16 protein-coding genes are annotated in these 15924 nt (G+C 52.4%); 10 read left to right on the top strand and 6 right to left on the bottom strand.

Annotation, left to right across the window (positions count from 1 at the left end; all coding sequences use genetic code 11):
- Positions 1–15 precede the first annotated feature (15 nt).
- The 9 genes from CIK92_RS11455 (at position 16) to CIK92_RS11415 (ending at position 8001) form a co-directional block, all read left to right on the top strand.
- Complete coding sequence (locus CIK92_RS11455) at positions 16–642, top strand: biopolymer transporter ExbD (protein ID WP_094389157.1); 627 nt, start codon at positions 16–18, stop codon at positions 640–642.
- 3 nt (positions 643–645) lie between these two features.
- Positions 646–1293, top strand: a complete 648-nt coding sequence (locus CIK92_RS11450) for a biopolymer transporter ExbD (protein WP_094384732.1) — start codon at positions 646–648, stop codon at positions 1291–1293.
- A 34-nt stretch (positions 1294–1327) separates the two neighbouring features.
- A complete protein-coding gene (locus CIK92_RS11445) occupies positions 1328–2161 on the top strand; it encodes an energy transducer TonB (RefSeq protein WP_094384735.1) in 834 nt (277 codons plus the stop codon).
- Between the two features lie 14 nt (positions 2162–2175).
- Complete coding sequence (locus CIK92_RS11440; RefSeq protein ID WP_022309551.1) at positions 2176–3135, top strand: PstS family phosphate ABC transporter substrate-binding protein; 960 nt, start codon at positions 2176–2178, stop codon at positions 3133–3135.
- A 59-nt stretch (positions 3136–3194) separates the two neighbouring features.
- Complete coding sequence (locus CIK92_RS11435; protein ID WP_094389156.1) at positions 3195–4619, top strand: lipopolysaccharide assembly protein LapB; 1425 nt, start codon at positions 3195–3197, stop codon at positions 4617–4619.
- Between the two features lie 102 nt (positions 4620–4721).
- On the top strand, positions 4722–5174 hold the full coding sequence (locus CIK92_RS11430; protein ID WP_094389155.1) for a nucleoside deaminase: 453 nt from the start codon (positions 4722–4724) through the stop codon (positions 5172–5174).
- A 57-nt stretch (positions 5175–5231) separates the two neighbouring features.
- On the top strand, positions 5232–5837 hold the full coding sequence (locus tag CIK92_RS11425) for a hypothetical protein (RefSeq protein WP_094389154.1): 606 nt from the start codon (positions 5232–5234) through the stop codon (positions 5835–5837).
- Positions 5838–6286: 449 nt separating this feature from the next.
- Positions 6287–7162, top strand: coding sequence for a HindIII family type II restriction endonuclease (locus CIK92_RS11420; protein ID WP_094389153.1), 876 nt, complete (start codon positions 6287–6289; stop codon positions 7160–7162).
- A complete protein-coding gene (locus CIK92_RS11415) occupies positions 7159–8001 on the top strand; it encodes a site-specific DNA-methyltransferase (RefSeq protein ID WP_173823838.1) in 843 nt (280 codons plus the stop codon). Before CIK92_RS11420 ends, CIK92_RS11415 begins: the two co-directional genes overlap by 4 nt.
- 190 nt (positions 8002–8191) lie before the next feature.
- Here CIK92_RS11415 and CIK92_RS11410 read toward each other — a convergent pair whose 3' ends face one another.
- The 3 genes from CIK92_RS11410 to CIK92_RS11400 are packed head-to-tail and all read right to left on the bottom strand — an operon-like array spanning position 8192 to position 9883.
- Positions 8192–8461 (bottom strand): hypothetical protein, encoded by a 270-nt coding sequence (locus tag CIK92_RS11410; protein ID WP_094389152.1) that lies wholly within the window; start codon positions 8459–8461, stop codon positions 8192–8194.
- Positions 8458–9180 carry a phosphatidylcholine/phosphatidylserine synthase gene (locus tag CIK92_RS11405; protein WP_022309544.1) on the bottom strand — a complete coding sequence of 241 codons (723 nt, stop codon included), beginning with the start codon at positions 9178–9180 and terminating at the stop codon, positions 8458–8460. The genes CIK92_RS11410 and CIK92_RS11405 overlap by 4 nt, the downstream gene beginning before the upstream one ends.
- Before the next feature lie 7 nt (positions 9181–9187).
- Positions 9188–9883: a phosphatidylserine decarboxylase family protein gene (locus tag CIK92_RS11400; protein WP_094389151.1), complete on the bottom strand. Its 696-nt coding sequence runs from the start codon at positions 9881–9883 to the stop codon at positions 9188–9190.
- 130 nt (positions 9884–10013) lie between these two features.
- Here CIK92_RS11400 and dnaE point away from each other — a divergent pair, with 130 nt between their 5' ends.
- A complete protein-coding gene (dnaE, locus tag CIK92_RS11395; protein ID WP_094389150.1) occupies positions 10014–13733 on the top strand; it encodes a DNA polymerase III subunit alpha in 3720 nt (1239 codons plus the stop codon).
- 107 nt (positions 13734–13840) lie between these two features.
- Here the strand turns inward: dnaE and pyrH are convergent, their stop codons facing one another.
- Genes pyrH through CIK92_RS11380 form a run of 3 tightly spaced genes read right to left on the bottom strand, consistent with a single transcriptional unit; the run spans position 13841 to position 15673 of the window.
- A complete protein-coding gene (gene pyrH / locus CIK92_RS11390) occupies positions 13841–14551 on the bottom strand; it encodes a UMP kinase (RefSeq protein ID WP_022309541.1) in 711 nt (236 codons plus the stop codon).
- A 16-nt stretch (positions 14552–14567) separates the two neighbouring features.
- Positions 14568–15287 carry a biotin--[acetyl-CoA-carboxylase] ligase gene (locus tag CIK92_RS11385; protein ID WP_371594222.1) on the bottom strand — a complete coding sequence of 240 codons (720 nt, stop codon included), beginning with the start codon at positions 15285–15287 and terminating at the stop codon, positions 14568–14570.
- 5 nt (positions 15288–15292) lie between these two features.
- The gene (locus CIK92_RS11380) at positions 15293–15673 is read right to left on the bottom strand and encodes a YraN family protein (RefSeq protein WP_094389148.1); all 381 of its coding nucleotides are present in this window, start codon (positions 15671–15673) and stop codon (positions 15293–15295) included.
- Positions 15674–15924 lie beyond the last annotated feature (251 nt).

The following is a 15924-nucleotide window of genomic DNA, read 5'->3' as shown; positions in this document are numbered from 1 at the left end:
TAAAAATTTATCGCTATGGGTAAAGTAAAAATTGAGAAGAAAGATGTCTGGATCGACATGACTCCTATGTCCGATGTCATGGTGCTCCTGCTGACATTCTTCATGTTGACATCAACATTCGTGAAGAATGAGCCAGTAAAGGTGAACACCCCTGGATCGGTTTCGGAGATTAAAGTGCCCGAGAAGGACGTGCTGACCATCAGTGTAGCCAAGGATGGCAAGGTATTCATGAGCATCGAAAATGCCAACGACCTCGTTAGTGTTGTTGATGCCATGACCAGCCGATTTGGTGTGACTTTGAATGGAGCACAGCGTGAAGCTCTCAAGAAGCATTCAATGCTTGGTGTGAGCGTAGAAAAATTGCCCGCATATCTGAGTCTTCCCGAAGACCAGATGACTGACGCCATACAGAAAGAAGGTATTCCTACCGACAGTATCGACAATGGCGATGGCAAGAAGGGTATGAGCGAGTTCCAGTTGTGGGTTGCTGAAGCTGTCTTAGTCAATGAGGATATGAAGATTGCCATCAAGGCAGACTCTGACACTCCTTACAAGACAGTGAAGACTGTAATGTCTGAGCTTCAGGATATGAACCAGAACCGCTATTATCTTATCACTTCTTTAAAGAAAGAGGAGGACTAAAGAATGGCAAAGCAGAAAGCAAGTAAACAAAAGAAAATGAATGTCCGCGTAGACTTTACGCCTATGGTGGATATGATGATGCTTCTTATCACGTTCTTTATGCTCTGTACGTCTTTGGCCAAACCTCAGACTATGGAATTGAGTATGCCAAGTAATGACAAGAACACGAAAGATGAAGACAAGTCTGTGACCAAGGCTTCTTACACCATTACAATATATGTAGGTGCCGATGACCAGATTTACTACATCGCTGGTTTGCCCAAATACGATGACCCTACCTGCCTGAAGAAGACAACTTGGGGTAAGGACGGTATTCGTAAGGTGCTCATTACCCACGTTACTGAAGATGGCACTCAGCCTGTACAGCAAGTGATGTTGGCCAAGGCTAAACTTGATGAAAAGAAGCTCAACGAGCCCAACTTCCCCGACACGCTCTACAACAGCGAGCTGTCTAAGATTAAGGCCGGTGACCTCGGTAATGGCCAGAAGATTTCGACCATGACCATCATCATCAAGGCTACTGACAAGGCCAGCTACAAGAACTTGATAGATGCTCTCGATGAAATGCAGTTGTGCAGCATCGGTAAGTATGTGATTGATAAAGTTAACCCAGACGACCAAAAGCTGCTTGATAAGGCAGGCGTTAAGTAGTCGTTATTGTTGAATTATTAAAATTAAGAAGACTATGTCAAAAATTGATTTGATTTCTTCAGACTGGGTTGATTTGGTATTTGAAGGGCGCAATAAGGCCTACGGTGCCTATAGACTCCGTAAGAGCACTACCAAGCGTAACATCCTCGCTATGGTTGCAGTTGTAATACTGTTGATTGTTGCCTTTATCATTCTCACAGTCAAGAATTTTGTAGACGAGCAGCGTGCCAAGGTCGCAATGACCCAGGTGGCTGAGCTTACTAACTATGACCAGCCCAAGAAGAAGGCTGAGGTTAAGCAGAAGAAAGTCGAGGTTGAACCCGAGCGTGTTGTAGAGCGCGTAAAGAGCTCTATCAAGTTTACCGCTCCTGTCATCAAGAAGGATGAAGAGGTGAAGCCCGATGAAGAGCTTAAGACTCAGGACGAATTGATGAGTACCAAGACCGCCATCGGTACCTTTGATGTAAAGGGTAACGATGATGCCAATGGTGAGATTCTCAAGGCCAAGGAAGTTATTGCCGAGCCCGAGCCACCTAAGCATGAGGAGGAAAACAAGGTATTCGATATCGTAGAGCAGCAGCCTTTGTTCCCCGGTGGTCCTGCGGCGCTTATGAAGTATCTCTCTGAGAATACTAAGTATCCCGTTGTAGCCCAGGAGAATGGTGTTCAGGGCCGTGTAACTGTACAGTTCGTGGTTGAGAAGGATGGTTCTATCTCAGACGTACACGTTTTGAGAGGTGTAGACCCATCACTCGACAAGGAAGCCGTACGCGTGGTTAAGTCAATGCCACGTTGGACTCCTGGTAAGCAGAATGGTATTACCGTTCGTGTGAACTACCGCGTTCCTGTATTGTTCAGATTGCAATAGTAAACGTTTGAATAATGAAGAAGACCGTATTCTACAGTATTGTAGGATTAACACTTTTCGCCTGCTTTTGTCTTTCTTGCTCCGGTAAGAAAAACAAAAGCGGACGAACAGATACATATTCGTCAGGGGTGGCCAGTTTCGCCTCTGACGAAAGTTTTAGCCCCATTATTGATGAGGAAGTTGAGCTCTTCCAATTCACTTACCCCCAGGCTACGCTCAAGCCTATCTACACCAACGAGTCAGACGCTATCACGATGTTGCTGCAAGGAAAGATTTGTCTTGCCGTGACAGCCCGCGATTATAGGGATATGGAGCGTCAGAGCTTGCGTGACAAGAGTTTCAATCCCCGTGCCATACCTATCGCTTACGATGGCTTGGCGCTTATTGTCAACAAGGCCAACAATGACACCTGTATATCTGTCAAGGATTTTGCTGCCATCATGTCGGGTAAGATTACCCAGTGGAAGCAACTCAATCCCAAGTCAGACAAAGGCGAGGTGCTCATAGTCTTTGACAATAAGAAATCCAGTACCGTCCACTTTGTGGAAGACAGTATCCTTGGCGGCAAGCCCATTACCAACCCCAATATGGCAGCCACCAACAACACCGCCGACGTCATCAAGTATGTTGAAGAGAATGTCAATGCCATTGGCATTATCGGCAGCAACTGGCTCAATGACAAGCGCGACACCACCAACCTCACATTCAAGAAGAATATCCGTACGATGTCGGTTTCCCGGCTTGACAAGGCTACGCCCGAGAACAGCTGGAAGCCCTATCAATACTATATTTATAATGGCAACTATCCCCTTTCGCGCACCATCTATGCGCTTCTCAACGACCCGTTGCGTGGTCTGCCGTGGGGCTTTGCCAACTTCATGCACTCCCCCAAGGGCCAGCTCATTATTTTCAAGTCCGGCCTGCTCCCTGTTCAGGGCAACATCACCATTCGTGATGTTAATATAACCAAATAGCCGTAACATTGAGAATTGGTACAACGTCCTATAATTAAGTAACCCTAAAAGTTAGAATTATGAAGTCGATTAAATATTTCTTTATCGGAGCTCTGCTGATGGGTTTCAGCGCTCCCGCAATGTCACAGGATATGAAGAGTGACATCGAGAACATTAGTAAACTGGTTAAGGAAAACAAGTCCAATCCTGCTGCTATCAAGGATGAGATTAAGGCTTTCCGCAAGAACTACAAGAAGAACGCTGAGGCACTGACAGCCCTCGGCCGCGCTTATCTTGATGTCAAGGATACCGCCAATGCCGTGGCTTTGGCCGAGAATGCCTTGAAGGTCAACAGCAAGTATGGTCCTGGCTACGTGCTCATGGGCGATATCGAAGTTGCCAAGGACAATGGTGGTAGCGCATCCGCTTGGTTTGAGCAGGCCACTATGATGGACCCCCAGAACATTGAGGGCTACCGTCGTTATGCCCAGGTCAACAGCAAGGCCAACCCCACTATGGCTGTGATGAAACTCGAGGAACTCCGCAAGGTTCGCCCCGACTATCCCGTTGACATCATTTCTGCCGAGATTTTCGACAAGGCTGGTCGCCTCGAGAAAGCTGTCGAGTATTATGACAAGGTTGACCGCAGCCAGATGGAAGACTATCAGCTGGCAGCCTATGCCACCGACTGCTTCCTGCTCGGCAAGTACGAGAAGAGTCTTGAGATAGCCCAGATGGGTGCTGGCAAATTCCCTTCCAACTCTGCCCTCAACCGTCTGTGCATGTTCAACAACACCGAGTTGAAGAAATTCCCCGAGGCAGTGGCTGCCGGCAAGGCTCTCTTCGCTTGCGAGGGTGCCAAGATTTCTGGCAACGACCACCTCTATTACGCTTCTGCGCTTAAGGGTAACAAGGAGCTTGACAGCGCTATCGAGCAGTACATCAAGGCTGCAGAGGTGGCTCCCGAGGACAAGGACCTGCAGATTTCTGTTTACAGAGACCTCGCCGAGGTTTATGGCCAGAAGGGCGACATCGACAAGGCTGTTGAAAACTTCAACAAGTACATCGAAATCTCTTCCAAGCGCACCGCTTCTATGTATGGTCAGCTCGCTGCTCTCTACAAAAACCAGGCTGCCAAGGTAGAGGGAGCCGAAATGGAGAAGTATCTGCTCGAGGCCGACAAGGTATATGCTACCATCGCCGAGCAGTTCTCAACCTTTGCTGACTACGCTACTCTCCAGCGTGCTCACATCGGCTTCCAGCTCGACCCAGAGACCAAGACCGGTGCTGCCAAGCCCCACTACGAGAAGCTCGTAGAGATTATCAAGGGTCACGAGACCATGGATGACCGCGACAAGGCCAACCTCCTCGAGGCTTACAGATACCTCGGCTACTATTACACTCTCGCCAAAGAGAACGACAAGGCAGCCGAATACTGGCACAAGGTGCTCGAGCTCGACCCAGAGAATGCTGCCGCTAAGGCCGCTCTCGGTATCAAGGAGTAAGACAACCATTCAACCATAATAGCAGAGCGGGAATAAGTTCACACTATTCCCGCTCTCTTTTTTACCCGTTTCCTTATCCCCTTTATCCCATTCCTATCCCCAATGAGTGCAGAAGAACAGCAGAAGAAAGACCTCTTCTATATGTCAAAGGCCCTCGAGCAGGCCCGCATAGCCCTCGATGCTGACGAGATACCCATCGGATCCGTCATCGTGTGTGGCGACCGCATCATCGCCCGCGCCTCCAACCTCACCGAAGCCCTCCACGATGTCACCGCCCATGCCGAGATGCAGGCTATCACCTCTGCCGCCAACCTTCTCGGTGGAAAATATCTCAAGGGCTGCACCCTCTATGTCACCGTCGAACCCTGCGTGATGTGCGCTGGAGCCCTCGGCTGGTCCCAGATAGACCGAGTCGTCTATGGCGCCCCCGATGCCAAGCGCGGCTATGCCCTCTATGCTCCCCATGCCTTCCATCCCAAGACCCGCGTCACCGCCGGAGTGATGGAAGACGAGTGTCGGCAGCTGATGCAAGATTTCTTTAAGGCCAAGCGTTGACCGGCACCCGCTTCGTTACAGTTGCACGGGCTGACGCCACTATTTATTTGGCTTCCTATGAGACGTTACCTCTTTCTTGTCATCCTCGCCCTGTGCTGCGCAGCGTGCACCGGGCGCCGGTCGGCCTCCGAGCCAGCGCTCCCTGCCGAAAAAAAGCCCTTTACCATCTACCTGCAGCCCTATGAAGATTTTCCTCAACGCGAGGCAGAGGCGCTGCGAGCCTCTATCACCCAGGCACTTGGCAGAGTCTATCGCGGCGACTGGTCGCATGTCGAGGTGCTACCCAGCCGCCCCCTGCCGGCTCACGCCTATTACAAGCCACGCCAGCGCTATCTCGCCAGTGCCTTGCTTCGCGACCTCTCCGTTGCCGGTCCCGACGCTTTTGTTATAGGACTCACCCACAAAGACATCTCCTTCAACATCCACAACACCAAGAACTACGGCATTATGGGCCTTACCACCCGTGGCCACTTCAAGACCATCGTGTCAGACTATCGTGCCAAGGGCGATAACTTCCTTGCCGTCATAGTCCACGAGTTTGGCCATGGCTACTACAAAGCCCCACACTGCACCGACCCCACTTGCATCATGTGCGATTACCAGGCGCATAAAGGCAAGCCCTTCGTCTTCGGCCTGTGCCCCGCCCATCAGTACATGCATTAACCCCCTCACCATTATCCATTCCCCCCTTCTGCCCCTTGCGGTCGCTGCAGAAAGGGAGATTGCGTTTCCCCTCTCCGCCATTGCCTTTGTCCCCTCGTAGCAGCCCGTCGTCGGCTCGTAACGGAAGGAACGAGCCCTCGTGCCTATTGCCACGTGCTTCCGTATCGTATGTCACGAGCCCACGTGTCAATTGATACGAGCTGCCAACATGCATCTCAGTGGCGACAGACGGCGTCTGCGTGGGGATGAAGTCCAATGAAAATGCTCACGGTACAATGATATGGAGTTTCATCTATATGTAGAAAACTACTTTACCCTCCTTTCTTAATTTACAACTGAAATCAATATTAGGACAGTCTATTGTCATAAATATCCAAAAAACCAGCTCAAAAATCTGGAATTATGCTTTTAATACTGTATCTTTGTAGATAATTTAATGATGGTGAGTTATGAACTTTGCAGAATTAAGGGCAGCGATAAAGAACAGTATTGACCTGGACTTTCAGGTAGCCAGCAGCCGACTCCAGACCACAATATTCGGTCTTGACAGGGCCGACATATTGCCGCTTGTAGTAGAAATCGGCATCATACCAGAGGATATAAAGCACGACTCAACAGAGGAGAAGCTATATACCAAGGTGTCTGACATCCTTTTGGCCAAGTCACTCAGTGAGATGAATCTCGAGGTCGCTGTATTGACGCAACGGAGTGACAGTGCTGATATTATAGCGCAAAGTCGTTATCATGGTTATAGCCTGGTCGGTGATGCTAAAACCTTCAGGCTCAGCAGGACCGCCAAAAATGCCAAGGACTTCAAAGTAGTTTCTATGGCTCAGTGGAAGGGCGATTGCGATTACTCTGTTTTGGTTTGCCCTTACTACCAATATCCCAAAAGCGTTAGCACGATTTATAAGGAAGCTCTCGACCACAATGTCTCTTTGTTCAGCTGGGAATACCTTTATATGTTGCTAAAAGAGGGAGTAAAAGAAAGCCCTTCCTGCAATCTTAGAGAATTGTTCAACCAAAGTGCGATAATAGCCAATGCTACTACAGTGGTCAATGCCAAAGCCAACTTCTTGCAGCAGCAGAACGTGAATATCGCCGATATTGTTAATATGCCGCAAAGTAGGTTTGACGATTATCTTAAGGAAATCGTCAAGATACTCGTAGAACGCGGCAATGCCGAAATTGGTTATTACGAGAGTGAGCAGCAGCGCGTAAAGCAGTTGAGTAGAGAGGATGCTATCAACGAGCTCCTTAAATGTCTGAAGCTGGATAACAAAATCTCAACGATTAAGCAATTTATTGAGCAAATACAAAAATGATAACGGACTATATTGATAAGATAATCAATGGTAATTGCGTGGATGTGATGAAGCAGTTACCGGACAACTCCATTGATTTGGTCGTAACTTCACCTCCATACGACAATCTGAGAACATATAAAGGCTATACCTTCCCTTTCGAGGATATCGTTGCCCAATTGTATAGGATTATCAAGGAAGGCGGTGTGGTTGTCTGGGTCGTTTCCGACGCTACTGTCAATGGTAGCGAGACCTGTACCAGTTTCAGACAGGTACTAACCTTCGTTGCAAAAGGTTTCAAGTTGCACGATACGATGATATTCCAGAAAACCAATCCCGTACCCCAAATATACAGGAAGAGATATACCAACGTGTTTGAGTATATGTTTGTTTTCTCAAAAGGCAATGTGGCTACCCACAATCCTATTAAGGTCCCCTGCCTCCATGCGGGATTAGAGCTAAAGGGCACAACCTATAAAAACTATTCCAAAGGTGAACAATGTCGAACTAAATTGGCCAATCCTGTAAAGGCCGAAAAACTTAAGGGTAATATCTGGGAATATGTTGTTGGTAAAAAGGCTGTAGACCAAGAGGCCAAGAAGCACCCGGCTCCTTTCCCTTATGACCTCGCTTTAGATCATATAAGAAGTTGGTCTAATGAGGGTGATGTCGTTCTTGACCCTATGTGTGGTAGTGGTACAACCTGTGTGGCTGCCAAAGACTCTGGTAGGAAATACATAGGTATTGATATCAGTAAAGAGTACTGCCAGTTGGCTGAGAGCAGAATTAAGATGCACTCCAATACAGAGCCGTCACTATTTGTCAACATGGGTGGTTTCGCCGTTTGTCATAAGTGCTAATGGCATTGGGGGTAGTATTTGCAGACAGCTACATACAGCCAGCGGTCATATCTTTATTCTCCTTGTCGCCACCTCCGCCTCCGCCATCATCTACATAACGCCAAACGAGCACGGCCTTTTGGGTCGTGCTCGTTTGGCTTATTGGTGGGGCGGTATGTGGGCTGCTGTCGGCTTGTCTTTGGCGGTGTGGCTATTGGGCCTTGTCGTCGTCTTCGTCCACATAGTCTACATATTCGCCTTCGTCGCTGCCGAATATCTTCTGGTTTGACTGCTCCGGTGTGCGCTGGTCTATCACGCCGTCGCCTCTGCCGTTGTCGGTCTTGCGGTTGGTGCGCTGGGCGTTGCCGCCACGTAGCTGGTCTATGGCGCTTCTTACGCGTACCCACAGACCTACGCCCATCACGATGATGGCTATGATGCCTACGATGAAGATGAAGGCTATGAGCTTGAAGAGTATCATTGCTGCTTGAGTTTGTCAGTGAAATTCTTGAACACCGAGACCAGTATGTACCACACGATGATGAGCGATATGCCAGCTACTCCACACACGAGCAGGATGGGGATGCAACAGAGGATGAAGATGTACTTCAACTGGTTTTCGGCCCATCCCCAGTGCTTGAACTTGAGTGCAAACATGGGTATCTCGGCTATGAGCAGATAGCAGCTCAGCAGTATCAGCACCAGCAGTAGGGGGAGTGCCCAGGGCGAGCTCTCCAGCTGGTCGCGCCATCCGAGGATGAACGAGCCCCAGAAGAGGGCGTTGGCGGGGGTGGGCAGTCCGATGAAGCCCATGGACTGGCGCTCGTCGAGATTGAACTTGGCCAGACGCAGTGCTGAGAAGGCTGCCATGACAAAGGCTGCGAAGGGGATGTAATCGCTCACGGGCATGAGGAAGGCGGGGTAGTGTACCATGGTGAGCTCGAAGCCCACGATGGCTGCGGGTGCCAGTCCGAAGGTGATGTCGTCGGCCAGCGAGTCGAGCTCCTTGCCTATGGGTGATGACACGTGGAGCAGTCGGGCGCTCATGCCGTCGAAGAAGTCGAAGGCTGCGCCTATGACAATCCACAGGAGTGCGATGCCTACATTGCCTGTGAAGGCATGGAATGTAGCAATACATCCTGCAATGAGATTGCAGGATGTCAGTGTGTTGGGGATGATTTTCTTGATGGTCTGTAACATGGTTGTATCAGTCCTTTAGTTTGGCTATCACTGTCTGGTCGCCCGTGGTGGTCTGGCCCATCTTGACACACACCTCGGTGCCTATGGGCAGATATACGTCTACGCGCGAACCGAACTTGATGAAGCCCAGATGTTCGTCGATGAAGCATTCCTCTCCGGGCTTGGCGTAGGTCACGATGCGGCGTGCCACGGCGCCGGCTATCTGTCGGCAGAGGATGTCGGTACCCTCGGGCGTGGTAATCATGATGTCGGCGTGCTCGTTCTCCTCGCTTGCCTTGGGCAGCCATGCCTTGTGGAAGTTACCGTTGCGGTGGTTTACAAACTTCACCTTGCCGTCTACGGGGAACCAGTTGGCATGCACGTTGAAGAGGCTCATGAAGATAGACACCATGAGGCGGCGCTCATGGAAGTACTCGTTCTCCTCTACCTCTTCGATTACTACTATCTTGCCGTCGGCGGGCGCTACGACCAGCCGCTCGGTGTCCTCGCTGCCGAAGTAGCGTATAGGACATCTGAAGAAGTTGAGGATGATGGCATATATGGAGCCGAAAATGACAAGGAACGACCAGAAGGGAATCTTGGTCTCAAACGTACGGTGCAATATCAGCGCGACGGCGGCAATGAAAATGAAACCATAGATGATGGTGTCTGTGCCCTCGCGGTGGATACGTATCTTTTTTAGTTTTTTAATTCTATTGCCCATAAGGTTACTCTATATTCTATGCAAAGATACATTAATTAATGTGATGTCGCAAATATTGGCCGCGTTTTTTTTGTGGATGTCGGCAAATGTATGTAACTTTGAAACCCCAAACACAATTTTCGCCACCATTATGGAAGATTTTATACACCTGCACGTACACACCCACTACTCTATACTCGACGGTCAGTCCAAGATACCCCACCTGGTCGACAAGGCCATTGCCGACGGCATGCGCGGTATGGCGGTCACCGACCACGGCGTGATGTATGGCATCAAGGAACTGGCCGACTACTGCGCCGGCGTCAACAAGAAGCGCAAGGAGGAGGGGCTCGAGCCTTTCAAGCCCATCCTGGGTTGTGAGATGTATGTGGCGCGCCGCCGCAAGGAAGACAAGGTCAAGGAGATGGGCGACAACAGCGGTTACCACCTCATCGTGCTGGCCAAGAACTATAATGGTTACAAGAATCTCATCAAGCTCGTCTCCAATGCGTGGACAGATGGCTACTACTATCGTCCGCGTACCGACCGCGCCGACCTCGAGCGCTACCACGAAGACCTCATCGTCTGCTCGGCATGTATCGCCGGCGAGGTACCCTCCAAGATTCTGCATGGCGACATCGAGGGAGCCCGCGAGGCGTGTGAGTGGTATCATCGCGTGTTTGGCGACGACTATTACCTCGAGCTCCAGCGCCACGAGGTGACCGACCCCACCATCCTGGCCAACCGCGAAGCCTTCCCCCTGCAGCAGAAGGCCAACAAGGTGCTCATCGAGATGGCCCGCGAGTATGGCATCAAGCTCGTCTGCACCAACGACTGCCACTTTGAGGACAAGGAGACCGCCGAAGCCCACGACCATCTGCTCTGTATCTCTACGGGCAAGGACCTGGACGACCCCAACCGCATGCGCTACTCCAAGCAGGAGTGGTTTAAGACCCGCCAGGAGATGAACGACATCTTCAGCGATGTGCCCGAGGCGCTTGCCAACACCACCGAGATACTCGACAAGGTCGAGATATACAGCATCGACCACGGCCCCATCATGCCCTTCTTCCCCATCCCCGAAGACTTTGGTACCGAGGAAGAGTGGCGCCGCCGCTTCACCGAGGAGCAGCTCTTCCACGAGTTTACCTCCGACGAGAACGGTGAAAACCCGCTGCCTCCTGACGAGGCCCAGAAGGTGATAGACCGCCTGGGCGGCTACGACAAGATATACCGCATCAAGTTTGAGGCCGACTATCTGGCCCACCTCGCCTACGAGGGTGCCAAGGAGCTCTACGGCGACCCGCTGCCCGACAATGTGAAGGAGCATATCAACTTCGAGCTCCATGTCATGAAGACCATGGGTTTCCCCGGTTACTTCCTTATCGTGTCAGACTTCATCAATGCCGCCCGTCGCGACCTCGGCGTGTGGGTAGGTCCGGGCCGTGGCTCGGCTGCGGGTTCGGTTGTGGCCTACTGTCTGGGCATTACGCGCATAGACCCGCTCAAGTACGACCTGCTGTTCGAGCGTTTCCTCAACCCCGACCGTGTGAACCTCCCCGATATCGATACCGACTTCGACGACGACGGCCGAGGCAAGGTGCTGCGCTGGGTGATGGACAAGTACGGCCATGAGAACTGTGCCCATATCATTACCTATCAGGCCATGGCCACCAAGAACTCCATCAAGGATGTGGCGCGCGTGGAGCGTCTGCCCCTCGACAAGGCCAACGCCCTCTGCAAGGCCATCCCTGATCGTCTGCCCGACGGCATGAAGATGAATCTCACCAATGCCATCAAGGCCACACCCGAACTGCGTGATGCCGAGGCGTCGTCCAATCCCCAGGAGCGCAATACCATCAAGTATGCCAAGATGCTCGAGGGTACCGTGCGCGGTGTGGGTCTCCATGCTTGCGGCTTCATTATCTGCCGCGACCCCATCAGCAACTGGGTACCCGTGTCTACTGCCGACGACCCCGACTTCCCTGAGTTCAAGACGGCTGTCACCCAGTACGACGGCCACGTCATCGAGTCTACCGGCCTTATCAAGATGGACTTCCTGGGACTGAAGACTCTCTCCGAGTTGAAAGAGGCGGTAAAGAACGTGAAGCTGACCAAGGGCATCGATGTCGACATCGACACCATACCCATCGACGACGAGCTCACCTACAAGCTCTATCAGGAGGGCCGCACCATCGGAACCTTCCAGTTTGAGTCGCCCGGCATGCAGAAGTATCTGCGTGAGCTCCATCCCACCGTGTTCGAGGACCTCATCGCCATGAACGCCCTCTATCGTCCGGGTCCTATGGACTACATTCCCGACTTCATCAAGCGCAAGCACGACCCCTCGCTGGTGACCTACGACATACCCTGCATGGAGAAATATCTCAAGGACACCTATGGCATCACCGTCTACCAGGAGCAGGTGATGCTCCTGTCGCGCCAGCTGGCCAGCTTCACCCGAGGTGAGAGCGATGCCCTGCGTAAGGCTATGGGTAAGAAGAAGAAAGCCATCGTAGACGCCATGAAACCCAAGTTTATCAAGCAGGGACAGGCCAACGGCCACGACCCCCAGGTGCTCGAGAAAATCTGGGGCGACTGGGAGAAGTTTGCCTCCTATGCCTTCAACAAGTCTCATGCCACCTGCTACTCCTGGGTGGCCTACCAGACCGCCTATATGAAGGCTCACTATCCAGCCGAGTTTATGGCTGCCATCATGACCCGCCGCAAGAGCGACATCAAGGAGATTACCAAACTCATGGACGAATGTCGCACCTACGGTGTGCCCACCCTGGGCCCCGATGTCAATGAGAGTTACGAGAACTTCGGTGTAAACCACCATGGCGAGATACGCTTCGGACTGGCTGCCATCAAGGGTATGGGCGAGGCTGCCGCCACCGCCATCATCAACGAGCGCGAGGCCAACGGCCCCTTTGCCGATATCTATGACTTCGCCGAGCGCGTGGACTTCCGCAATGTCAACCGCAAAGCCTTTGAAAGCCTTGCCTACAGCGGAGGCTTCGACAGCTTCGGGCTCTATCGTGAGCAGTATTTTGCACCTTGTGGCAAGGAGGGCTCGTTCCTCGATGCCATCGTGCGTTATGGCCAGCGCTTCCAGGCGTCCAAGGCCGAGGCTGCCACTTCGCTCTTCGGTGCAGACGATGTAGAGATAGCCCATCCACAACCATCCAAGCCAGAGCTGTGGAACACGCTCGAACGACTCAACAAGGAGCGCGAACTGGTGGGCATCTATCTCTCAGCCCATCCGCTCGACGACTACGAGGTGGCGCTCAAGCACCTCTGCAATACCCAGTGTATCGACATCCGCGGTCGCGACACCGACATGGAGCCGCTGAGCAAACTGCAGGAGGTAACCTTCGGCGGAATCATCACCGAGTCGACCGAGCGCTTCTCCAACTACAGTGGCAAGCCCTTCGGTATCATCCAGATAGAAGATTACAGCGGCACTGGCGAGTTGAGTATCTTTGATGCCGAATGGCCCAAGTGGAACGGCATGCTCAAGAAGGAATATCTCGTGCGCATCACCGCCAAGTGCGTGGAGCGCTACCGTGGTTCGGGCAAGTTCCAGCTCAATATCGTCAACGTAGAGTTCCTCGTCGATGTCAAGAACCGCGGCATCACCAGCATGACGATAGGCATAGACTGCGACAAGTTTGACGAGCAGCTTGAAGACAACCTCGCCACCAAGCTCAACGACAACCTCGGCCAGACCCCCCTGCTCATACGCTTCTACAACTGTATGGACCAGAGGGGCGAGATAGTGATGCGCTCGGCCAAGAGCGTCAATGTGACCAGGAAACTGCTCGACTTCCTCGACGAATATCACTTCAGCTATCAGTTCAATACCTGACGACTCCCTCCGCTGCGTAGCGGCGGTTGCAGATACGAGAAATGGTTCGACAGCAGCTCAATGCAAGCTCTGTCGAACCATTTCTCGTATCTGTAGTAAGGGTGTTATCAGTTGTGGACCAGCGTGCCTATCTCTTCGCCGTCCATCACGCGCTTGAGGTTGCCCACCACATCCATGTTGAATACATAGATAGGCAGATTGTTCTCCTTGCACATCGTGGTGGCGGTGAGGTCCATCACGCGCAGGTTGCGGGTATAAATCTCGTCGAAGGTGATGTCGTGAAACTTGGTGGCAGTGGGGTCCTTCTCGGGGTCGGCGGTGTAGATGCCGTCTACGCGGGTGCCCTTGAGCATCACATCGGCCTCAATCTCTATGCCTCGCAGCGACGAGCCGGTGTCGGTGGTGAAGTAGGGGCTGCCCGTGCCGCCCGAGAAGATGCACACGCGGCCGTCTTCCATAGCCTCGATGGCCTTCCACTTGCTGTAGAACTCGCCGATGGGCTCCATGCGTATGGCGGTGAGCACCTTGGTCTTTACGCCCTCGGCCTCGAGAGCCGAACTCAGCGCCAGCGAGTTGATTACCGTGGCACACATGCCCATCTGGTCGCCCTTGACGCGGTCGAAGCCCTTCTGGCTGCCGCTCAGTCCGCGGAAGATGTTGCCGCCGCCGATGACAATGCCTATCTGCACACCCATCTCGTGTATCTCCTTGATTTGGCGGGCATAGTCACCCAGTCGCTCAGGGTCGATACCATAATTCTGATTGCCCATCAAGCTCTCGCCCGAGAGCTTGAGGAGGATTCTCTTAAATCTTGCCATAGTCTTATTTGTATTTTCAGATGATAAATTCCACTTCCTTGAACGCATAGCTGCGCTGTCGGCCCTCGCTGTCGCGCAGACTGAGCCTGCCGTCGTAGGCCACGCCCACCAGCTCGGCGTCAAATTCGCCGTCTTTGTCGCGATAGCGGTAGAAACCCTTGCGGCGGTAGAGCGCCTCGTGATACTCGCGGCTTATGCCGGCATAGTCGCCCTCCAGCACCCGTCGGTAGTAGTCGTCGAAGGCTTGGAGGATGCGCTCGAGCAGATGGTCTATGCTCTCGTCGCTGCCCGTGATCTGGCTGAGCGACACGGGGTTGGGCGCGTCGCTGGTGAAGCGCCGCTGGTTTACGTTGATGCCTGTGCCCATAATCATGCGCTTCAGTCGGCCGCCGCTTACCGCCGTCTCGATGAGCGTTCCGCTGAGCTTGCGGTCGCGGTGGTAGATGTCGTTGGGCCACTTCAGCTCCATGCCGTCGGCATAGGCATCGAGCGCCCGCTTCAGGGCCAGCGCTTCGGCCATAGCCAGCACAAACTGGTGGCCTATCGCCACCTCCACGGGGCGTATCTGTATCGAGAAGAGCAGGTTCTGTCCCTCAGCGTCCTCCCATCGGTTGCCTCCCTGTCCGCGTCCGGCGGTCTGGTGGCGTGCTGTGACCACCACCACATCCTCGTCGCCCCGATAGGCGTGCAGATAGGTATTGGTCGAATCGACGGTGTCCAGTCTTATCACTCTCATATCACTCATCTACTCAGCAGCAATGGGTTGAAGGCATCCTCGGTGTGTATCACGTCGCAGTGGCGTGAGTCCATGCCCACCACGGTGATGATGTCAAACCTCACATCGGCGTCAATGCCCATCTGCTTGACATAGGCATTGGCGGCAATGGCGAGATTGCGCATCTTGGTCTCGTCGACGGCCAGGATAGGGTCTATCGTCAAGCCCTCCGAGCGCGTCTTCACCTCGACGATGACCAGCAGGTCCTGCGTCTCGGTAATGGCCACGATGTCCAGATCGCGCTTGCCCAGTCGCCAGTCGCGGTCCTTGATGATATATCCATGGTTCTCCAGGTAGCATGCCGCCACCTCTTCTCCCCATTTGCCTAAGTCGTTGTGTTCAGCCATAACTGTCTGCAAATGTAATACTTTTCCGCCACTCAGCCAACTAAAGGCAAGAGAAATAGGCTGCCCCCCACCAATATTGCCGCCCCCGCCGCTCCTGGTTTCCATCTCCGCCGCTTAAGGTGCAGCGGAGTTTCAATGACAGTGTAATTGCTAAATTCGAGTAGGGTGGTTATGCAAACTTCTCCTGGAAATGCGCTTTATTCAGCTAAATGTGTAAATTTTTGATAGATTTAGCTGAATATACGCCATGT

The sequence above is a fragment of the Prevotella sp. P4-67 genome (assembly GCF_002251325.1).
Lineage (GTDB): Bacteria > Bacteroidota > Bacteroidia > Bacteroidales > Bacteroidaceae > Prevotella.
The sequence above is the reverse complement of the archived record's forward strand: the minus strand, read 5'-3'. Positions and strand labels throughout refer to the sequence as shown.

What these genes read in the sequence shown, in the direction of transcription:
- CIK92_RS11455 (WP_094389157.1), top strand. Translation starts at nt 16, where the DNA reads ATGGGTAAAGTAAAAATTGAGAAGAAAGATGTCTGGATCGACATGACT.
- CIK92_RS11450 (WP_094384732.1), top strand. Translation starts at nt 646, where the DNA reads ATGGCAAAGCAGAAAGCAAGTAAACAAAAGAAAATGAATGTCCGCGTA.
- CIK92_RS11445 (WP_094384735.1), top strand. Translation starts at nt 1,328, where the DNA reads ATGTCAAAAATTGATTTGATTTCTTCAGACTGGGTTGATTTGGTATTT.
- CIK92_RS11440 (WP_022309551.1), top strand. Translation starts at nt 2,176, where the DNA reads ATGAAGAAGACCGTATTCTACAGTATTGTAGGATTAACACTTTTCGCC.
- CIK92_RS11435 (WP_094389156.1), top strand. Translation starts at nt 3,195, where the DNA reads ATGAAGTCGATTAAATATTTCTTTATCGGAGCTCTGCTGATGGGTTTC.
- CIK92_RS11430 (WP_094389155.1), top strand. Translation starts at nt 4,722, where the DNA reads ATGAGTGCAGAAGAACAGCAGAAGAAAGACCTCTTCTATATGTCAAAG.
- CIK92_RS11425 (WP_094389154.1), top strand. Translation starts at nt 5,232, where the DNA reads ATGAGACGTTACCTCTTTCTTGTCATCCTCGCCCTGTGCTGCGCAGCG.
- CIK92_RS11420 (WP_094389153.1), top strand. Translation starts at nt 6,287, where the DNA reads ATGAACTTTGCAGAATTAAGGGCAGCGATAAAGAACAGTATTGACCTG.
- CIK92_RS11415 (WP_173823838.1), top strand. Translation starts at nt 7,159, where the DNA reads ATGATAACGGACTATATTGATAAGATAATCAATGGTAATTGCGTGGAT.
- CIK92_RS11410 (WP_094389152.1), bottom strand. Translation starts at nt 8,461, where the DNA reads ATGATACTCTTCAAGCTCATAGCCTTCATCTTCATCGTAGGCATCATA.
- CIK92_RS11405 (WP_022309544.1), bottom strand. Translation starts at nt 9,180, where the DNA reads ATGTTACAGACCATCAAGAAAATCATCCCCAACACACTGACATCCTGC.
- CIK92_RS11400 (WP_094389151.1), bottom strand. Translation starts at nt 9,883, where the DNA reads ATGGGCAATAGAATTAAAAAACTAAAAAAGATACGTATCCACCGCGAG.
- dnaE (WP_094389150.1), top strand. Translation starts at nt 10,014, where the DNA reads ATGGAAGATTTTATACACCTGCACGTACACACCCACTACTCTATACTC.
- pyrH (WP_022309541.1), bottom strand. Translation starts at nt 14,551, where the DNA reads ATGGCAAGATTTAAGAGAATCCTCCTCAAGCTCTCGGGCGAGAGCTTG.
- CIK92_RS11385 (WP_371594222.1), bottom strand. Translation starts at nt 15,287, where the DNA reads ATGAGAGTGATAAGACTGGACACCGTCGATTCGACCAATACCTATCTG.
- CIK92_RS11380 (WP_094389148.1), bottom strand. Translation starts at nt 15,673, where the DNA reads ATGGCTGAACACAACGACTTAGGCAAATGGGGAGAAGAGGTGGCGGCA.